The sequence below is a fragment of the Streptomyces sp. DT190 genome, assembly GCF_049846985.1.
GTDB lineage: Bacteria > Actinomycetota > Actinomycetes > Streptomycetales > Streptomycetaceae > Streptomyces.
Window position 1 is genome coordinate 290,935 of sequence record NZ_JBNCNM010000007.1, and the last position, 16,544, is coordinate 307,478.

The 16,544-nt window shown below is 72.7% G+C and carries 19 protein-coding genes and 1 tRNA gene; 10 read left to right on the forward strand and 10 right to left on the reverse strand.

The window, feature by feature from the left end; translation table 11 throughout:
• Positions 1-108: 108 nt before the first annotated feature.
• Entirely contained in the window at positions 109-825 is a 717-nt protein-coding gene (locus ACPXCS_RS15925; RefSeq protein WP_425949895.1) for a hypothetical protein, read from the reverse strand.
• Between the two features lie 47 nt (positions 826-872).
• Here ACPXCS_RS15925 and ACPXCS_RS15930 point away from each other — a divergent pair, with 47 nt between their 5' ends.
• Entirely contained in the window at positions 873-1,061 is a 189-nt protein-coding gene (locus tag ACPXCS_RS15930) for a DUF5703 family protein (protein WP_425949897.1), read from the forward strand.
• Between the two features lie 111 nt (positions 1,062-1,172).
• On the opposite strand, the gene ACPXCS_RS15935 is transcribed toward ACPXCS_RS15930, so the two are convergent.
• From ACPXCS_RS15935 to ACPXCS_RS15945, 3 genes are all read right to left on the reverse strand, one after another.
• Positions 1,173-2,213, reverse strand: a complete 1,041-nt coding sequence (locus ACPXCS_RS15935; protein ID WP_425949898.1) for a chaplin — start codon at positions 2,211-2,213, stop codon at positions 1,173-1,175.
• A gap of 130 nt (positions 2,214-2,343) precedes the next feature.
• The gene (gene chpH / locus ACPXCS_RS15940; protein WP_010988036.1) at positions 2,344-2,577 is read right to left on the reverse strand and encodes a chaplin ChpH; all 234 of its coding nucleotides are present in this window, start codon (positions 2,575-2,577) and stop codon (positions 2,344-2,346) included.
• A 150-nt stretch (positions 2,578-2,727) separates the two neighbouring features.
• A complete protein-coding gene (locus ACPXCS_RS15945; protein WP_425949899.1) occupies positions 2,728-4,053 on the reverse strand; it encodes a M20/M25/M40 family metallo-hydrolase in 1,326 nt (441 codons plus the stop codon).
• Positions 4,054-4,250: 197 nt separating this feature from the next.
• Between ACPXCS_RS15945 and ACPXCS_RS15950 the strand changes: the two genes are divergently transcribed.
• Both ACPXCS_RS15950 and ACPXCS_RS15955 read left to right on the forward strand, forming a co-directional pair.
• A tRNA-Leu gene (locus ACPXCS_RS15950) sits at positions 4,251-4,335 on the forward strand.
• A 64-nt stretch (positions 4,336-4,399) separates the two neighbouring features.
• Entirely contained in the window at positions 4,400-4,774 is a 375-nt protein-coding gene (locus ACPXCS_RS15955) for a YchJ family protein (protein ID WP_425949901.1), read from the forward strand.
• On the opposite strand, the gene ACPXCS_RS15960 is transcribed toward ACPXCS_RS15955, so the two are convergent.
• Positions 4,775-5,476 (reverse strand): FadR/GntR family transcriptional regulator, encoded by a 702-nt coding sequence (locus tag ACPXCS_RS15960; RefSeq protein ID WP_425949903.1) that lies wholly within the window; start codon positions 5,474-5,476, stop codon positions 4,775-4,777.
• Between the two features lie 137 nt (positions 5,477-5,613).
• On the opposite strand from ACPXCS_RS15960, the gene ACPXCS_RS15965 reads away from it, so the two are divergent.
• The gene (locus tag ACPXCS_RS15965; protein ID WP_425949905.1) at positions 5,614-6,132 is read left to right on the forward strand and encodes a gluconokinase; all 519 of its coding nucleotides are present in this window, start codon (positions 5,614-5,616) and stop codon (positions 6,130-6,132) included.
• A 49-nt stretch (positions 6,133-6,181) separates the two neighbouring features.
• Complete coding sequence (locus tag ACPXCS_RS15970; protein WP_425949907.1) at positions 6,182-7,579, forward strand: gluconate:H+ symporter; 1,398 nt, start codon at positions 6,182-6,184, stop codon at positions 7,577-7,579.
• Positions 7,580-7,714: 135 nt separating this feature from the next.
• Here the strand turns inward: ACPXCS_RS15970 and ACPXCS_RS15975 are convergent, their stop codons facing one another.
• From ACPXCS_RS15975 to ACPXCS_RS15990, 4 genes are all read right to left on the reverse strand, one after another.
• A complete protein-coding gene (locus ACPXCS_RS15975; protein ID WP_425949909.1) occupies positions 7,715-8,338 on the reverse strand; it encodes a cytochrome b/b6 domain-containing protein in 624 nt (207 codons plus the stop codon).
• The gene (locus ACPXCS_RS15980; RefSeq protein ID WP_425949911.1) at positions 8,322-9,071 is read right to left on the reverse strand and encodes a molybdopterin-dependent oxidoreductase; all 750 of its coding nucleotides are present in this window, start codon (positions 9,069-9,071) and stop codon (positions 8,322-8,324) included. The genes ACPXCS_RS15975 and ACPXCS_RS15980 overlap by 17 nt, the downstream gene beginning before the upstream one ends.
• A gap of 89 nt (positions 9,072-9,160) precedes the next feature.
• Positions 9,161-10,699, reverse strand: a complete 1,539-nt coding sequence (locus tag ACPXCS_RS15985) for an APC family permease (protein WP_425949912.1) — start codon at positions 10,697-10,699, stop codon at positions 9,161-9,163.
• A gap of 32 nt (positions 10,700-10,731) precedes the next feature.
• On the reverse strand, positions 10,732-11,682 hold the full coding sequence (locus tag ACPXCS_RS15990; RefSeq protein ID WP_425949914.1) for a hypothetical protein: 951 nt from the start codon (positions 11,680-11,682) through the stop codon (positions 10,732-10,734).
• A 365-nt stretch (positions 11,683-12,047) separates the two neighbouring features.
• On the opposite strand from ACPXCS_RS15990, the gene ACPXCS_RS15995 reads away from it, so the two are divergent.
• The 4 genes from ACPXCS_RS15995 to ACPXCS_RS16010 all read left to right on the forward strand — a co-directional run bounded on the left by ACPXCS_RS15995 (position 12,048) and on the right by ACPXCS_RS16010 (position 14,300).
• Positions 12,048-12,953 (forward strand): DMT family transporter, encoded by a 906-nt coding sequence (locus ACPXCS_RS15995; protein ID WP_425949916.1) that lies wholly within the window; start codon positions 12,048-12,050, stop codon positions 12,951-12,953.
• A 46-nt stretch (positions 12,954-12,999) separates the two neighbouring features.
• The gene (locus ACPXCS_RS16000) at positions 13,000-13,515 is read left to right on the forward strand and encodes an NUDIX hydrolase (RefSeq protein ID WP_425949918.1); all 516 of its coding nucleotides are present in this window, start codon (positions 13,000-13,002) and stop codon (positions 13,513-13,515) included.
• A 63-nt stretch (positions 13,516-13,578) separates the two neighbouring features.
• A complete protein-coding gene (locus ACPXCS_RS16005) occupies positions 13,579-13,971 on the forward strand; it encodes a YidH family protein (protein ID WP_425949919.1) in 393 nt (130 codons plus the stop codon).
• A complete protein-coding gene (locus ACPXCS_RS16010) occupies positions 13,968-14,300 on the forward strand; it encodes a DUF202 domain-containing protein (protein WP_425949920.1) in 333 nt (110 codons plus the stop codon). Before ACPXCS_RS16005 ends, ACPXCS_RS16010 begins: the two co-directional genes overlap by 4 nt.
• A gap of 60 nt (positions 14,301-14,360) precedes the next feature.
• On the opposite strand, the gene ACPXCS_RS16015 is transcribed toward ACPXCS_RS16010, so the two are convergent.
• Positions 14,361-15,308 (reverse strand): NADP-dependent oxidoreductase, encoded by a 948-nt coding sequence (locus ACPXCS_RS16015; RefSeq protein ID WP_425949922.1) that lies wholly within the window; start codon positions 15,306-15,308, stop codon positions 14,361-14,363.
• A gap of 198 nt (positions 15,309-15,506) precedes the next feature.
• On the opposite strand from ACPXCS_RS16015, the gene ACPXCS_RS16020 reads away from it, so the two are divergent.
• Entirely contained in the window at positions 15,507-16,541 is a 1,035-nt protein-coding gene (locus tag ACPXCS_RS16020) for a phosphotransferase family protein (protein WP_425949923.1), read from the forward strand.
• Positions 16,542-16,544 lie beyond the last annotated feature (3 nt).

A 16,544-nucleotide genomic window follows, 5' to 3' on the forward strand; every position in this document is an offset into this window, starting at 1 on the left:
GGGGCTCCCGGTGTCGGCCGCCCCGTTGGGGGGTGTGCTTGGCGCGGGGGGGGGGCCCCGGGCCCGGGGGCCCGGCCCCCACCGCCGTCGGGTGGCCGCGGCGCGCGCTCAGCGGCGGTCCGCGTCCAGCGGCTCCAGATCCCCGTCCTCGTCCAGGTCGGTGTCGAGGTCCTCCAGTTCCTCCGCGTCCTCGTCTTCTTCGTCCTCGTCGTCGAGGGCGTCGATCTCGTCGTCGAAGACGGCGCTGACGTCGAAGCGGCACACCACCTGCTGCGCGTCGACCTGCTCGAACGGCGCCTCCAGCCACTCCCCGGGCTCGGCCGGTTCGTCCGCCGCCGTCACCCAGAGCGTGGAGTCGCCCTCCTCCAGCCCGAACTCCTTGTGCCGGGAGGCGATCTCGTCGGGCTCGAACTCGCCGAACAGCAGACCCAGCGCGCCGTGCACGGTCCCGGAGGCCGGGGAGCCCTCGTCGCCGTCGGCCGCCTCGATCCGCTGCGCGTGCGCGAGCAGCCGCTGCGGTTCGGCGACGGCGTAGTCGCGGCGGATCAGTACGCTCAGCGCGTTCGGTTCCTCGGGGCCGTTGTACGGGGGCAGCGCGTCCTCCGCACCGGGGATCTCGAAGGGTGTGACCTCGTCATAGCGGTCGTAGAGCAGTTCGTCGTACACCTCTGCGGCCGCGGCCAGCTGGTTGAACGCCTCGTAGACGGCCGGGTCGTCCTCTCCCGACCTGCGTTCGACCGCGGCCAGGTGGCGGTCGAGCGCGGTCTTGACCGCCTCGGCGGCGGCGCGTACCTCGGCAGCGGTGGGCTGCGCAGCATCAGACATAGTGCAGACGCTATCCGTACGAGGCCCCAGCCCGCACAATAGATGCGATGCCGGAATACGAATTTGTCGACGTGTACGTACCGCGCGGGGTCTCCCGCAAGGAGACGGCACGTCTGCTGACGGACCATGCGGAGTACGGACACTGGGAGTTGCACCGTCTGAGCCTGCTACATGACGGCAGCCGCAAGGTGCGGTTGCGCCGGCGGATCATCCGCCAGGTGCGGGCCACGTGGTGAGCGGGACGGTGCCGGGAGAAGGCACATGACGGAGCGGGCCCTGCTGCGGCGAGGCCCGCTCCGTGCGCGCGGGGGCCGTCCGGTGGGACGGACACCTCGGCGGCGCGTGCCTCAGGCCGAGGCGCGTGCCTTGCGATAGAGGATCGCGCCCGCCAGCAGGGCGCCGGCGCCGGCCGGGAGGACGAGCCCGAGCGGGAGGTCGCTGCCGGTGGCCGCGAGCTGGGCGTCGGCGCGGGGCTGGGTGACGAACCGGGCGCCCGGCTCGTCACCGTGCGAGGAACCGCCGGGCGTCTCGACGCCGGTGCCGGGCGGTGTGCCCGGGGTGCCGGGGTGACCGGGCTCACCCGGGGTCCCGGGGCCGCCCGGGTCGCCGGGGTTGCCGGGGGTGCCCGGGTCGCCGGGCTTCCCGGGGGTGCCCGGACCATCGGGGTCGCCCGGGTCGCCGGGGTCGCCCGGGTTGCCGGGGTCGCCCGGGTGCTCGTGGCCGCCGCCGGGCGGGTTGCCGTGGGGGTCGCCGTGGCCGCCGTTCGCGCAGTCGTTGCCCGTGCTGGGGTTGCCGATGCCGACGACGTCGACGCTGTTGCCGCAGGCGTTGACCGGCGCGTACACCGGCACCTGGACGTGGTTGCCCGAGCCGACGCCGGGCGAGTCGGAGGCGTGGCCACCCGCGTGCGAGCCGCCGTATCCCCCCGACGACGATCCACCACCCTCGTTGGCGCACGAGTTGCCCGCCGCCGGGTTGAGCACGCCGACGACGTCGACGCTGTTGCCGCAGACGTTGACCGGCGCGTACACCGGCACCTGGACGTGGTTGCCCGAGCCGACGCCGGGCGAGTCGGAGGCGTGACCGTTCGCGTGCGAGCCGCCGTGGCCCGCCTGATCGCCGTATCCCCCCGACGACGATCCACCACCCTCGTTGCCACACGAGTTGCCCGCCGCCGGGTTGAGCACGCCGACGACGTCGACCGTGTTGCCGCAGACGTTGACCGGTGCGTGCACCGGTGCCTGCACCGTGTTCCCGGACAGCACGCCGGGCGAGTTCGACGTGGAGCCCTGCGCACCCGAGGCGGCGTGGGCGGAGCCGCCCGCGGCGGCGATCACGCCGGTCGCGGCCGCCACGGTCATCAGACCCTTGCGGGTGACCTGTCGCATTGCTGAATACCTGCCTTCGACCCTTTATCGAATTCTTCTCGAATTCCTCTGAAGAAGCGATCGGTCCCGGAGCGCATGGCTCGCGCTCCGGGACCGGTGGCTTGGAACTCCCCTCAGAGAGGGGGAAGCATCACTTGTTGATGCAGGTGTTGCCGAAGGCGGGGTTCAGCAGCCCGATCACGGAGACCGTGTTGCCGCAGACGTTCACCGGGACGTGAACGGGCACCTGAATGACGTTGCCGGACACGACACCCGGGGAGTGCACGGCGGCACCCTGGGCACCCGAGTCGGCGACGGCCAGGCCCGCGCCCGCGAGAACCAGCCCACCGGTGGCAGCCGCAGCAGCGACGACCTTCTTGATCATTATTCCTCCTAGTTGGCAAAGCGACCCATCGTGCGATCGCATTACCTGTAACGAGGCTGGAGTAATGAGGCTACGAGCTTATGAGCGCATTCACTCTTCTCAGTCGATCTCGCACGCGCGCCCGAATACCGGTCCGGGTCCGGCCGTTTTTCAGGAGGCGTCGATGAACCGGTCGAGCACCCGCACGCCGAACTTCAGGCCGTCGACCGGCACCCGCTCGTCGACACCGTGGAACATGCCGGCGAAGTCCAGCTCCGGCGGCAGCTTCAGCGGCGCGAAGCCGAAGCCCCGGATGCCCAGGTCGTCGAAGGACTTGGCGTCCGTCCCGCCGGAGAGCATGTAGGGGATCGCCTTGGCGGTCGGGTCCTCGGCCAGCAGCGAGGACTGCATGGCCGCCACGAGCGCCCCGTCGAAGGTCGTCTCGACGGCCTTGTCGGCGTGGACGTCCTCGCGGCGCACCTTCGGGCCGAGGATGCGGTCGAGGTCGGCGAGGAACTCGTCCTCGTAGCCGGGCAGGAACCGGCCGTCGACGTGGGCGGTCGCCTCGCCGGGGATGACGTTGACCTTGTACCCCGCTCCGAGCTGCGTGGGGTTGGCCGTGTTGCTCAGGGTCGCGCCGATGAGCTTGGCGATGCCGCCGAGCTTGGCGAGGGTCGACTCCATGTCCTCCGGGTCGAGTTCGGTGCCGAACGCGTCACCGAGCTCGTCGAGGAAGGCGCGGGTGGTCTTGGTGACCCGCACCGGGAACTTGTGCCGCCCGAGCCGCGCGACGGCCTCCGACAGTTCGGTGATCGCGTTGTCCCGGTGGATCATCGAGCCGTGCCCCGCCGTGCCGGCGACGGTGAGCTTCATCCAGTGCATGCCCTTCTCGGCCGTCTGGATCAGGTACAGCCGCCGCTCCTCGCTCACCGTGAAGGAGAAGCCGCCCACCTCGCTGATCGCCTCGGTGACGCCCTCGAAGAGGTCACGGTGGTGGTCGACGAGGTAGCGGGCCCCGTAGGTGCCGCCGGCCTCCTCGTCGGCGAGGAAGGCCAGGACGATGTCGCGCGGGGGCTTGCGCCCGCTGCGCAGCCGGTCGCGGACGACCGCCAGGGTCATCGCGTCCATGTCCTTCATGTCGACCGCCCCGCGGCCCCACACGCAGCCGTCGGCGATCTCCCCGGAGAAGGGGTGGTGGGTCCAGTCGTCGGCGTTGGCCGGGACCACGTCGGTGTGGCCGTGGATGAGGAGCGCGGGCCGGGAGGGGTCCTCGCCCTCGATGCGGGCCACCGTGGAGGCGCGGCCCGGGTGGGACTCGAAGATCCGCGGTTCGAGTCCCACCTCGGCGAGCTTCTCGGCGACGTACTCGGCCGCCTTGCGCTCGCCCGGTCCCGAGTGGTCGCCGTAGTTGCTGGTGTCGATCTGGATCAGCTCGCGGCAGAGGTCCACGACCTCGTCCTCGCCGGTGACGTTCCTGGCCGTGTCCGTCTCGCTCACGTACTTCCTCCCGGTGTCACTGCTGGTGGGTCCCCTTCATCCTCCCTCCCTCCGGCCCGCTCCCCAAGAGCCCTCCCCGCCCGTCACACGTCGTTCACGCCGGGGCCGGGGCGGGCACGGGGGGTGATCGGTCACCCTGGAAAGCCTGGTAATGTTTACGTCGTCGCCGCGGGGAGAACCCACGCGACAGACACCTTGTCCGGGTGGCGGAATGGCAGACGCGCTAGCTTGAGGTGCTAGTGCCCTTTATCGGGCGTGGGGGTTCAAGTCCCCCCTCGGACACCTGAGGCTGAGGGCCGTGACCATGAGGTCGCGGCCCTCAGGCGTGTTCCGTGATGAGGTGACCATGACCACTCGCTCCTGCCCCTGCGGACTCCCCCGGGCCTACGAGGCGTGCTGCGGCCGCTACCACTGCGGCCCGGCGGCCGCGCCGACCGCCGAGGCGCTGATGCGGTCGCGGTACTGCGCCTTCGTCAAGGGGGACACCGGGTACCTGCTGCGGACCTGGCACCCGCGGACCCGGCCCGGGACGCTGGAGATGGACCCGGGGACGCGCTGGACCGGGCTGGAGATCCTGGGCACCGCCGGCGGATCGGCGTTCCACTCGGCCGGGACCGTGGAGTTCCGGGCGTCGTACCGGGGCGGGTCGCTGCACGAGCGGAGCCGGTTCGAGCGGGTCGAGGGGGCGTGGGTGTACGTCGACGGGGAGTTCCTGCCGTAGCTACGGCGCCAGGATGTCGAGTTCCTGGAGGGCGCCGACCGTGATCTCGCGGGTCAGCTCCTCGGCCCGGGCGGCGTCGCCCGCGCGGACGGCCTCGGCGACCCGGACGTGCAGCGTGACGGCGGCCGGGTCCGGGTCGTCGAACATCACGTCGTGCTGCGTCCGGCCGGTCAGGACCTCGGCGACCACGTCGCCGAGGCGGGCGAACATCTCGTTGCCCGAGGCGGACAGGATGACGCGGTGGAAGGCCACGTCGTGGAGGAGGTATCCCTCCAGCTTGTGACCGCGCGAGTGGGCGACCATGCCGAGGGCGCACTCGGTGAGTTCGGCGCACTGCTCGGAGGTGGCGTTCCGGGCGGCGAGTCCGGCCGCGACCGGTTCGATCGCCGAGCGCAGCACCGTCAGGGAGCGCAGCTGGTGCGGGCGGTCGGCGCCGGCCAGCCGCCAGCGGATGACCTGCGGGTCGTACACGTTCCACTCGGACTTGGGGCGGACCGTGACGCCGACGCGGCGGCGGGACTCGACCAGGTGCATGGACTCCAGGACCCGGACCGCCTCGCGCATCACGGAGCGTGACACGTCGAAGCGCTGGGCGAGCTCGTCCGTGCGCAGGACACTGCCCGGCGGGTACTCCCCCGCGGTGATCTCGGGGCCGAGGGTGTCCAGTACGCGGCCGTGCAGCCCCCGGCCCGGTGTGCTCATGCACTCAGCGTACGGGGTAGATCACGGAGACAAAAAGTCAGACTTATTCATCACGACCTCTTGAATTCGTCGTACCTAATGGGTTTCAGTTGCGTCGACATCACGTGTCGACGAAGACAGCAGACAGTGAGGCAGCGATGAACACCCCCCATGTCGTCGTGGTCATGGGCGTCGCGGGCACCGGCAAGACCACCATCGGTCCGCTGCTCGCCGCCCGGCTCGGCGTTCCCTACGCCGAAGGCGACGACTTCCACCCGCCGGCCAACATCGCCAGGATGTCGGCCGGCACGCCGCTCACCGACGAGGACCGCCGGCCCTGGCTGGACGCCATCGGCGCCTGGGCGCAGGGGCGGGCCGGGCTCGGTGGAGTGGTCAGCTGCTCGGCGCTGAAGCGGTCGTACCGCGACCGGCTGCGGTCCGCCGCGCCGGGCGTGGTCTTCGTGCACCTCACCGGCGACCGCGCGCTCATCGAGGACCGGATGTCGCACCGGCAGGGGCACTTCATGCCCACGGCGCTGCTCGACTCCCAGTTCGCCACGCTCCAGCCGCTCCAGGCGGACGAGGCGGGGGTCGCCGTGGACGTCGCGGGCGGCCCGGAGGAGATCACCGAGCGGGCCGTGCGCGCCCTGGGCTCGCTCCCCGAGCCGATCTCCTAGCCCCTGTCCGCACTCCCCTCCCCCGACTCCCCGAACGAGGAAATCCCCCGTGACCAGACTCAGCGTCGAGATGCTGGCAGCGGACGCACCCGAGCCGATCACCTCGGCCGGCCACGCTCAGCTGGGCATCGCCGTCCTGGCGGGCATCGCCGTCATCGTCCTGCTCATCACCAAGTTCAAGCTGCACGCCTTCCTGGCGCTGACCATCGGGTCGCTGGCGCTCGGCGCGATCGCCGGGGCGCCCCTGGACAAGGTCCTCACCAGCTTCAGCGCCGGCCTCGGCTCCACGGTCGCCGGCGTGGGTGTGCTGATCGCGCTGGGCGCGATCCTCGGCAAGATGCTCGCCGACTCCGGCGGCGCCGACCAGATCGTCGACACCATCCTGGCCAGGGCCGGCGGGCGCTCCATGCCGTGGGCGATGGTGCTGATCGCCTCCGTGATCGGCCTGCCGCTGTTCTTCGAGGTCGGCATCGTGCTGCTGATCCCGGTGGTGCTGATGGTGGCCAAGCGCGGCAACTACTCGCTGATGCGCATCGGGATCCCGGCCCTCGCGGGCCTGTCCGTGATGCACGGTCTGGTGCCGCCGCACCCGGGGCCGCTGGTGGCGATCGACGCCGTCGGGGCCGACCTCGGTGTGACGCTCGCGCTGGGTGTCCTCGTCGCCGTCCCGACGGTGATCATCGCGGGTCCGGTGTTCTCGAAGTACGCGGCCCGCTGGGTGGACGTCCCCGCACCGGAGAAGATGATCCCGCAGCGCGCCTCGGAGGAGCTCGACAGGCGTCCAGGCTTCGGCGCCACGCTCTTCACCGTGCTGCTGCCGGTGATCCTGATGCTCGCCAAGGCGCTGGTCGACATCGTCGTGGACGACCCGGAGAACGCGGTGCAGCGCGTCTTCGACGTCATCGGCGCCCCGATGATCGCCCTGCTCGCCTCGGTGCTGGTCGGCATCTTCACGCTGCTGCGGCCCGCCGGGTTCTCCAAGGAGCGGATCTCGCCCCTGGTCGAGAAGAGCCTCATGCCGATCGCGGGCATCCTGCTGATCGTCGGCGCGGGCGGCGGCTTCAAGCAGACGCTCATCGACACGGGCGTGGGCCGGATGGTCCTGGACATCTCCGAGGACTGGGCCATCCCGGCGCTGCTGCTGGCCTGGCTGATCGCCGTGGTGATCCGGCTCGCGACCGGCTCGGCGACCGTGGCCACGGTCTCGGCGGCCGGTCTGGTAGCCCCGCTCGCGGCGGACATGTCCACCACGCACGCCGCCCTCCTCGTCCTGGCCATCGGCGCCGGCTCGTTGTTCTTCAGCCACGTCAACGACGCCGGTTTCTGGATGGTGAAGGAGTACTTCGGACTGAGCGTCGGCCAGAACATCAAGACCTGGTCCGTCATGGAGACGATCATCTCGGTGGTGGCCGGCGGGCTGGTCCTGCTGTTGTCCCTGGTGATCTAGGTACGAGACCCACGGCGGCCGATCGGGTGCGCGGGTGCCGCCGGCTCTGCCCCGGCGCCGTGAGCCGGTCGGCCGCCGTACGTGCGCGGATCCGCGGGGTTCCTCGCGCGGTTCCCCGCGCCCTGAGGTGGCGGGCTACTCCCGCCACAAGGGGTGCTCCCGTTCCGCCCACTGCCTGCTCACCCTGCCCGTGCGCATGCCCCTTCTGGCCTCCGGGTCCGCCAGGGCCATGCCGATGTGGCCGGCCAGGACGATGCCGAGGGTGAGGGCGAGCCAGTCGTGGACGAAGGTCGCGCTGGTGCGCCAGAACAGGGGGGTGAGGTGGGTGAGCCACATCATCAGGCCGGTGCCGAGCATGACGAGGGTGGCGCCGGCGACCCAGGCCGCGTAGATCTTCTGGCCGGCGTTGAACTTGCCCGCCGGGCGGGAGCCGGGCCGTCCGTCGCGGCGCAGGACGGCGCGCAGCCAGGTGCGGTCGTGCGGGCCGAAGCGGTTGAGGCGGCCCAGGTCGGCGCGGAAGACGCGGGAGGCCAGGCCCGCCAGCACGGGCACGGGCAGGGCCAGGCCGGACCAGATGTGCAGCGTGACGACGAGCGCGCGGCGGCCGACGAGTTCGGCGAGCTGCGGGACGTAGAGGCAGGCCGCCGTCGCGACGCAGACGCCCATCAGCGTGGCCGTGGCGCGGTGGATCCAGCGCTGCACCGGGGTGAAGCGGCGCAGCTCGACCGCCGCCGGGCGCGCGTCAGCTCGTGGGCTCATCGTCCCGCCCGTTCGAACGGCCCACCCAGGCGTCGACGTCGTAGCCGCGTTCCTCCCAGTAGCCCGGGCGGACCTCGTCGGTGACGGTGATGCCGGAGAGCCACTTGGCGGACTTGTAGAAGTACATGGGCGCCACGTAGAGGCGGACCGGGCCGCCGTGGGAGTGGCCGAGGTCCTCGTCCTGCATGCGCAGGGCGACCAGGACGTCGGCGCGGCGGGCCTGGCCGAGGGTGAGGCTCTCGGTGTACGTGCCGTCGAAGCAGGTGAACCGGATGGCCCTGCCCGCGGGGCGGACCCCGGCCGCGTCCAGCAGGCGGGACAGGCGTACGCCCTCGAAGGGGGTGTCGGGGACGCGCCAGCCGGTGACGCACTGGACGTCGCGGACCATGCGGGTCTGCGGCAGGGCCCTGAGGTCGGCCAGCGTGTAGGTCGTGGGGCGGTCGACCAGGCCGTCGACCGTGAGGCGGTAGGTCTCGGCGCTCTTGCGCGGGACCGACGAGGCGACCGAGTAGTAGCGGAAGCCGCCGCCGTTCGGGAGCAGACCGGTCAGGCCGGTGGGGTCCTTGTCGGCGGCGCCGCCGAGGAAGCCCTCCAGGCCGCGTTGCAGCGGCGGTGCGGCCACCACGCCGAGGGCGCCCAGGGCGAGGGTGCCGAGGAAGACGCGGCGGCCGATCGGGGTGCCCCGTTCGCCGGGGTGGTCGTCGTGCACGTCCTGAGGTACGTCCTGGTTCACGTGCCCATTCGAACACCCGCGGCCCCCCCGGGGGACAGGGAGCGCGGGTGCCCGTCAGACTTCCGTAACCACCGCGGGTGCGGGCGGGGTCAGGACGAGGCCGCCTTGTCCAGCTGGAACGCCTCGTTGCCCAGTCCGATGCGGGCGTGCTTCTCGGGGGCGCGGGCGCGCAGCACCAGGCCGAGGAGCAGGCCCGCGGCGAGGGCGAGGCCGATGATGCCGGGCAGCACCCAGCTCAGCGCGGAGTCGGGGCCGGCGCCGACCAGGACGTCGAAGTCCCTGACCGTGTAGCCGGCGATGACGAGCAGCGCGATGCCGGCCAGCGCCGAGGTGACCAGCCGCCAGGCCTGGGCACCGGCGGCGCCGCGGCGGACGAAGAAGACGACGACCGACAGGGAGGCCGCCGCCATCAGGACGATCACGCCGAGGGCGCCGACGTTGCCGAGCCAGGTGAACAGGCGCAGGACGGGGGCGGTGGGGTCGCCGGCCGGCTTGTCGTCGGTGATCGCGAAGGCGGCCACGACGACCACGGCCACCACGCTCTGCAGCAGCGAACCGGTGCCGGGGGCGCCGCTGCTGCCGCTGGTGCGGCCGAAGGCGGCGGGCAGCAGGCCCTCGCGGCCCATGGCGAAGGCGTACCGGGCGACGACGTTGTGGAAGCTGAGCAGCGCGGCGAACATGCCGGTGACGAACAGCACGTGCAGGACGTCCGTGAAGGTGCCGCCGAGGCGGGACTCGGTGAGGAAGAACAGCAGCCCGGCGCTCTGCTGCCGGGCCGTGCCGACGATCGCTGCGGGGCCGGTGGCGACGGTGAGGGCCCAGCTGCTCAGCGCGAAGAAGACGGCGACCCCGCCGACGGCGAGGAACATCACGCGCGGCACGAGGACGTGCGGGCGGCTGGTCTCCTCGGCGTAGACCGGGGCCTGCTCGAAGCCGAGGAACGCGGCGATGCAGAAGCACAGCGCGGTGCCGACGCCCGCGCCGGTGAGGGTGTCGGGGTTGAAGGCGTGCAGTGACAGGCCCTCCGTGCCGGGGTCGGTGAGCGCCGCGATGTCGAAGACGACCACCAGGAGCACCTCGACGACCAGCAGGACGCCGAGCACGCGGGCGTTGACGTCGATCTTGAGCCAGCCCAGCAGGCCGACGGCGAGCGCGGCCACGAGGGCCGGGATCCACCAGGCGACCTCGATCTCGGCGTAGGTGGCGAAGAGCCCGGAGACCTCGAAGCCGAGGATGCCGTAGATGCCGATCTGGAGCGCGTTGTAGGCGACCAGGGCGACCAGGGCGGCGCCCGCTCCGGCGGTGCCGCCGAGGCCGCGGGAGATGTAGGCGTAGAAGGCGCCGGCGTTGTGGACGTGGCGGCTCATCTCGGCGTAGCCGATGCCGAACAGGATCAGGACGACGCCCAGGACCACGAAGAGCAGCGGCTGCCCGACGATGCCCATCACCGCGAATGTAGTGGGCATGACACCCGCGACCACCATGAGGGGTGCGGTCGCGGCGAGCACGGAGAGCAGCAGGCCGCCGGTGCCGAGCCGGTCGGCGCGCAGGGCGCGTTCCTGCCCCTTGAACGTACTGATGCCGCCGCCGGGGGCGGAGGTGCTCGTTCTCGAACTGTCCGTGGTCATCGGGAGGGCGTCCTCACGTGGGGTACGGGCGGTCAGGCCGTGCCGAGCGCGCCGGCGCGGGCGGCGGCGAAGGCGGTGTGCGGGTCGCGGTCCGGGTACGACCAGGGCGCCGGGGTGGCGTGGCGGCCGATCCGGTGGAACAGGGCGGCGGCCTCGGCACCCCGCCCCTCGCAGAACTTGGCGTGGGCGAGGAAGTTCAGGTCGATCAGCCGGCGCGGATGCCCCTCCAGCTCCCACTCCAGCCACCAGTCGAAGGCGGCCTTCATCACCTGCCGGGCGCGGCGGCCGGTCCAGTGGCCGGAGGCGACCGGGTCGGCGGATTCGTGCCCGGCGGCGGCCAGGGCGCGGTAGCGCTCGGCGTGGGCGATGACGGGCAGGATCGCCAGCGGGGAGTCGGCGGGCGCCTGCTCGGCGGCCCAGTTGGCGAAGTCGTAGACCTCGTGCAGGGGGTCGGGGCCGGCCTCCGTGCGGCGGCCGGCGAGGCGGGCGACCATCAGGTGGTGGGCGTGGTGGTGGTCGGCGTACCGGGCGCGGACCTGCTCGAAGGTCCGGACGACGTCCTGGTCGGTGCCGGCCGCGCACTCCAGCATGAGCAGGCCCAGCCAGGGGGTGGGGTCGGCGGGCCGGCGGCCGGCGGCCTCCCGGCAGGCCTCACGGGCGGGGTCCGGTCTCCCCTTGCCGTGCAGGACGCGCCGGACCTGGGCCAGGGCGAACAGGACCGCGGCGTCGGCGGACTCGGGCTCGGCGAGCAGCCACTCCCGGGCCCAGGCGGCCGTGTGGGACTCGCGGGCCAGGACCGCGACGCGGTGGCCGCGGCGGTCCCAGTCGTCTCCGGTGTGGACGAGCAGGGACCGGGCGCTCTGCCAGCGGCCCTGGGCCAGGGCGGCGCGCGCGGTCACGAGGTCGGCGTCGTCGAGGGCCTCGTCGAAGGCCTGTGCCGCACGTCTGCGGCCACGGCCGAGGGGAGGCGGGGGTGGGGACACCGCGGGACTTCCTCACGCGCTCTTCTTGTGTTTCGGCTCACGGTGGTCATCGGTGCGCGGGTGTGCGCACCGCCATGAACTGATCACAGACAGCAAACCCCCCGCCAACGGTTGTCGTCAAGGCCCGCAAATGCGTTACACGCGTCAAGTGGTGGGGCCGGTGAGGGACTTGTGACGGAAGAGACGCCTGATGACAGGGGGAACGGCTTCCGATTCATCCTTTTCGCCCCTTGTGACGTACGTCATAGCGCGGGCGGGCAGCGGCCCCGACGATGGCAGAACGTACGGGCACGCCGGGCGGAGCCGGCCGGTACAGTCGGCCCCTACGCCATCGTGAACCCGACCTGACGATCGAGGTACACCGCGTGTCGGTCCTTGTCCTGGCGCTCGCCCTGAGTGCCGCCTGCTGCCTGGGCTTCGGCTTCGTCCTGCAGCAGAACGCGGCCCAGCGGGCCCCGCTGAGCGACTTCCTCTCCTTCCGGCTCCTGCTCGACCTGGTCAAGGTGCCCCGCTGGCTCGGCGGCATCGGCCTGATGGTGGTCGGCATGGCGCTGGGCGCCGCCGCGCTCGGGCAGGGCGAGCTGTCGCTGGTCGAGCCGCTGCTGGCCACGAACCTGCTCTTCGCACTCGCGCTGTCCCGCAAGCAGTCCGGGCAGCCGCTCGGCCGCCAGGGCTGGGCGGGGCTGCTGCTGCTCGCGGGCGGCGTGACGGCGTTCATCGTGGCGGGGCGGCCCGAGGGCGGCGCCGCCACGGCCGACCCGGTCCGGCAGTGGCTGATCATCGGCACGATGATCGGACTCGCCCTGCTCCTGACGGCACGCGGCCGGCGCTCCCGGCTGGGCTCCGGGCCGGTGCTGCTGGCCCTGGCCGCCGGGCTGCTGTACGGGGTGCAGGACGCGCTGACCCGGGTGAGCGGGCAGAAGGCCGCCGAGGGAGGCCTGGCCGAGCTGCTGACCGGCTGGCAGCCCTACGCGGTCCTGGCGCTGGGCGTCACCGGGCTGGTCCTCGTGCAGAGCGCCTTCGAGACGGCGTCCCTGCGCAAGTCGCTGCCCGCCCTGACCGCGGCCCAGCCGCTCGCCGGGATCATCTGCGGCGTCGGCTTCCTGGGCGACCGGCTGCGCACCGACACGGTGGCGCTGACCTGGGAGGCGGGCGGTCTCGCGGCCGCGGTCGCCGGGATCGTGCTGCTGGGGCTGCATCCGGCGCTGCCGACCGGGGCGGCCCGGCCCGCGCCGGTCGCCGCGCCCGCCGTGAGCCCCGCCTCCTCCTGACGGGTCCCGGCCCCGCTCCCCGCCCTGCCGCTGCTTGGATGAGGGCATGAGCGCTGCTGACGAGATCCTCGACGTCGTCGACGAGCACGACCGGGTGGTCGGCCGGTCCCCCCGGGGCGAGGTCTACGCCCGCGGGCTGCGGCACCGCTGCGTGTTCGTCCAGGCCCGGGACGCCGAGGGCCGGATCTTCGTGCACCGGCGGACCCCGGCCAAGCTGGTCTTCCCCTCCCTGTACGACATGTTCGTCGGCGGGGTGGTGGGCGCGGGCGAGGCGTACGACACCGCCGCCCTGCGCGAGGCCGAGGAGGAACTGGGCGTCTCCGGCCTGCCGGACCCGCGCTTCCTGTTCAAGTTCCTCTACGACGACGACACCGGCCGGAGCTGGTGGTCGGCCGTGTACGAGGTGCGCTGCGAGCTGCCCGTGCAACCGCAGGTGGAGGAGGTCGCCTGGCACGACTTCCTGCCCGAGCACGAGGTGGAGCGGCGGCTGGCCGACTGGGAGTGGGTGCCGGACGGGCTGGCGGCCTACGAACGGCTCCGGACGTTCCGGGCGGCGGGCTGAGGCAGCGGGCCGAGGTGGTGGGCCGGGGCGGCGGGCGGCCGCGCCCCGGGTAGGGTCGCGCACGTGATCGAGTTCGTACGGAACGTCCGGTTGTGGTTCGCGCCCGCGCAGGTGCGGCGGGACGGCGAGACGCCCGACTACCGGTTCTCGCTGGCGAACGAACGCACCTTCCTGGCCTGGCTGCGCACCGCGCTCGCGCTGATCGGCGGCGGTTTCGCCGTGGACCAGTTCCTGCCGGACCTGCGCTGGGGCTGGCGCGTCGGGCTGGCGCTCGCGCTGCTGGCCGCCGGCGTGCTGTGCTCGCTGCGGGCGGTCAACCACTGGGTGCGCTGCGAGCGGGCCATGCGCCGGGGCGAGGACCTGCCCGTGTCGCGGTTCCCCGCGCTGCTGAGCCTGGTCGTCGCGGTCGTCGCCGTCGCCATGGTCGTGGTCGTGCTCGTCGGGTGGGAGGGGTGAGCCCACCGGCGGTCCGCCGGGATCCCGCCCGCGATCCCGGGCTGCAGCCGGAGCGGACCCGGCTCGCGTGGCGGCGTACGACGCTGTCCGGCACGGTCGTCGCCGTGCTCGCCGTGCGGACCGCGCTGCACGGCGGGGCGTCGGCGGCCGGGATCGTGGCGTGCGCCCTGTGCTGCGTGCTCTGGCTGGGGGTGCTCGGCGTCGCCCACCGCCGCATCCGCGCGCTCGCGGCCACGCCGAGTCCCGCGGCGTTCGCCCCCCGGCACGCCGCCACGGCGGTGCTGTGCACCGTGGCGATGGCGGTGTGCGCGGCGGCACTCGTCCTCTAGGGCGTGTCCGCCAGGGCAGTCCTCCAGGGCATGGCCCGCCAGGACGTGTCCGCCGGGGACTCACTCGCCGTCGTCGTCCTCCCGGTCCACCGTCACGACGATCTTGCCGCGGGTACGGCCCTGCTCGTTCAGCCGGTGCGCCTCCGCCGCCCGCTCCAGCGGGAACGTCTCGTCGACGTGCACGCTCACCACGCCCTGCTCCGCCAGTTCGGACAACCGCCGCAGGTCCTCGGCGTCGGGGCGGACGAAGTAATAACGGCCGCCGTAGTTCACCACCTCGTTGTCGGCGATCGACACCAGCCTCCCCTCGGGGGCCAGCAGGTTCGCCGAGACCTTCAGCGCGTCCCCGCCGACCGTGTCGAAGACGGCGTCCACCCCCTCGGGCGCCAGCCCGCGCACCCGCTCCGCCAGGCCCTCGCCGTACGTCACCGGCTCGCCGCCCAGGCCCCGTACGAAGTCGTGGTTGGACTCGCTCGCCGTGCCGATCACCCGCGCCCCGAGGTGGGTGCCGAGCTGCACCGCGATCGAGCCGACACCGCCGGCCGCGGCGTGCACCAGCACGGTCTCGCCCCGCTTCACCTCGAGCATCCTGCGCAGCACCTGGTAGGCGGTGAGCCCGACCAGGGGCAGTCCCGCCGCCTCCTCCCAGGAGAGGTTGCGCGGCTTGCGGGCCAGGGTGCGCAGGGGTGCGGCCACGTACTCGGCGAAGGTGCCGCGCGAGAGGAAGTCCTCGCGGACGTAGCCGATGACCTCGTCCCCCACGTCGAACTCCGAGACGGCCGGCCCCGGCCGGACGACGACGCCCGAGACGTCCCAGCCGGGCACCACCGGGAAGACGGGGGCGAGGATGCTGTCGAGGTGACCCTCGCGGGCCTTCCAGTCCACGGGGTTCACGGCCGCCGCCCGCACCTTCACCAGGACCGCGTCCGGGCCGACCACGGGGTCGCGCACCTCCCCGAACGCCAGCACCTCGGGGCCGCCGTACCGTGAGTAGCTGATCGCCTTCATGGGTCCGACCCTCGGGGCTCGGGGGTCGGCACGCAAGCCGGATGGCCTGAACGAAACGGCCGAAAAGCTCGCGGAGCCCCGTACGGGCCGCCGTCGGCCTATCGTGGCTCCGATCACGTTTCGGCCCCCCTCTGGACGACATACCGACCGGTCGGCATCATGAGTCGGGTATTGTTCACCTGCCCGTAGGAGCGACCCATGAGCCCCGACCACCCGCCCGGACTCGACCTCGACCGGCTGCGCGGCCTGCTGGACCGGGAGCGGCCCGGACTGGTCGGCGGCCCGCTGTCGGGCCGGCTGATCGAGGGCGGACGGTCGAACCTCACCTACGCGGTCTCCGACGGCACCGACCGGTGGGTCGTACGGCGGCCCCCGCTCGGCCACGTCCTGGCCACCGCACACGACATGAAGCGCGAGCACCGGGTGATCAGCGCGCTGCACCCGACCGCCGTGCCGGTGCCGCGGCCGGTGCTGCTGTGCGAGGACGAGGAGGTGCTCGGGGCGCCGTTCTACGTCATGGAGTTCGTCGAGGGCACGCCCTACCGCACGGCCGACCAGCTCGTCCCGCTCGGCCCGGAGCGCACCCGGGGCGCGGTGCTGAACCTGGTCGACACGCTGGTGGAGCTGCACGCGGTCGACCCGGGCGAGGTCGGTCTGGCGGACTTCGGCCGGCCCGAGGGCTTCCTCGACCGGCAGCTGCGGCGCTGGGGCAAGCAGCTGGACGCCTCCCGCAACCGGGACCTGGACGGCATCGACGAGCTGCACGCCGCGCTCGGCCGCGAGCTGCCCGACTCCCCCGCCCCGGCCGTGGTGCACGGCGACTACCGGCTCGACAACGTGCTGATCGGCGAGGACGACTCGATCCGGGCGATCCTCGACTGGGAGATGTCCACGCTGGGCGACCCGCTCACCGACCTCGGTCTGCTGGTCATGTACTCCATGCCGCTCGGCATGCCCGAGTCCCCCGTCTCCACCACCGCCGAGGCGCCCGGGCATCCGGCGCCGTCGGAACTCATCGAGCGGTACGCCGCGCGCTCGGGGCGCGACGTCTCCGCCGTCTCCTGGTACACGGCCTTCGCCTGGTTCAAGCTGGCCGTGATCCTGGAGGGCATCCACTACCGCTACACGCTCGGCCAGACGGTCGGGCGCGGTTTCGACCGCATCGGCGACCTCGTGCCCGTCTTCGTCCGGCACGGACTGACCACGCTCAACGAAGGCCTCCAGGAGGGCTGATCC

Coding starts and splice junctions, on each gene's coding strand:
- ACPXCS_RS16000 (WP_425949918.1), top strand. CDS start 13,000: ATGAGCGCTGCTGACGAGATCCTCGACGTCGTCGACGAGCACGACCGG.
- ACPXCS_RS15985 (WP_425949912.1), bottom strand. CDS start 10,699: ATGACCACGGACAGTTCGAGAACGAGCACCTCCGCCCCCGGCGGCGGC.
- ACPXCS_RS16015 (WP_425949922.1), bottom strand. CDS start 15,308: ATGAAGGCGATCAGCTACTCACGGTACGGCGGCCCCGAGGTGCTGGCG.
- chpH (WP_010988036.1), bottom strand. CDS start 2,577: ATGATCAAGAAGGTCGTCGCTGCTGCGGCTGCCACCGGTGGGCTGGTT.
- ACPXCS_RS15935 (WP_425949898.1), bottom strand. CDS start 2,213: ATGCGACAGGTCACCCGCAAGGGTCTGATGACCGTGGCGGCCGCGACC.
- ACPXCS_RS15955 (WP_425949901.1), top strand. CDS start 4,400: ATGACCACTCGCTCCTGCCCCTGCGGACTCCCCCGGGCCTACGAGGCG.
- ACPXCS_RS15960 (WP_425949903.1), bottom strand. CDS start 5,476: ATGAGCACACCGGGCCGGGGGCTGCACGGCCGCGTACTGGACACCCTC.
- ACPXCS_RS15930 (WP_425949897.1), top strand. CDS start 873: ATGCCGGAATACGAATTTGTCGACGTGTACGTACCGCGCGGGGTCTCC.
- ACPXCS_RS15925 (WP_425949895.1), bottom strand. CDS start 825: ATGTCTGATGCTGCGCAGCCCACCGCTGCCGAGGTACGCGCCGCCGCC.
- ACPXCS_RS15975 (WP_425949909.1), bottom strand. CDS start 8,338: ATGAGCCCACGAGCTGACGCGCGCCCGGCGGCGGTCGAGCTGCGCCGC.
- ACPXCS_RS16020 (WP_425949923.1), top strand. CDS start 15,507: ATGAGCCCCGACCACCCGCCCGGACTCGACCTCGACCGGCTGCGCGGC.
- ACPXCS_RS15965 (WP_425949905.1), top strand. CDS start 5,614: ATGAACACCCCCCATGTCGTCGTGGTCATGGGCGTCGCGGGCACCGGC.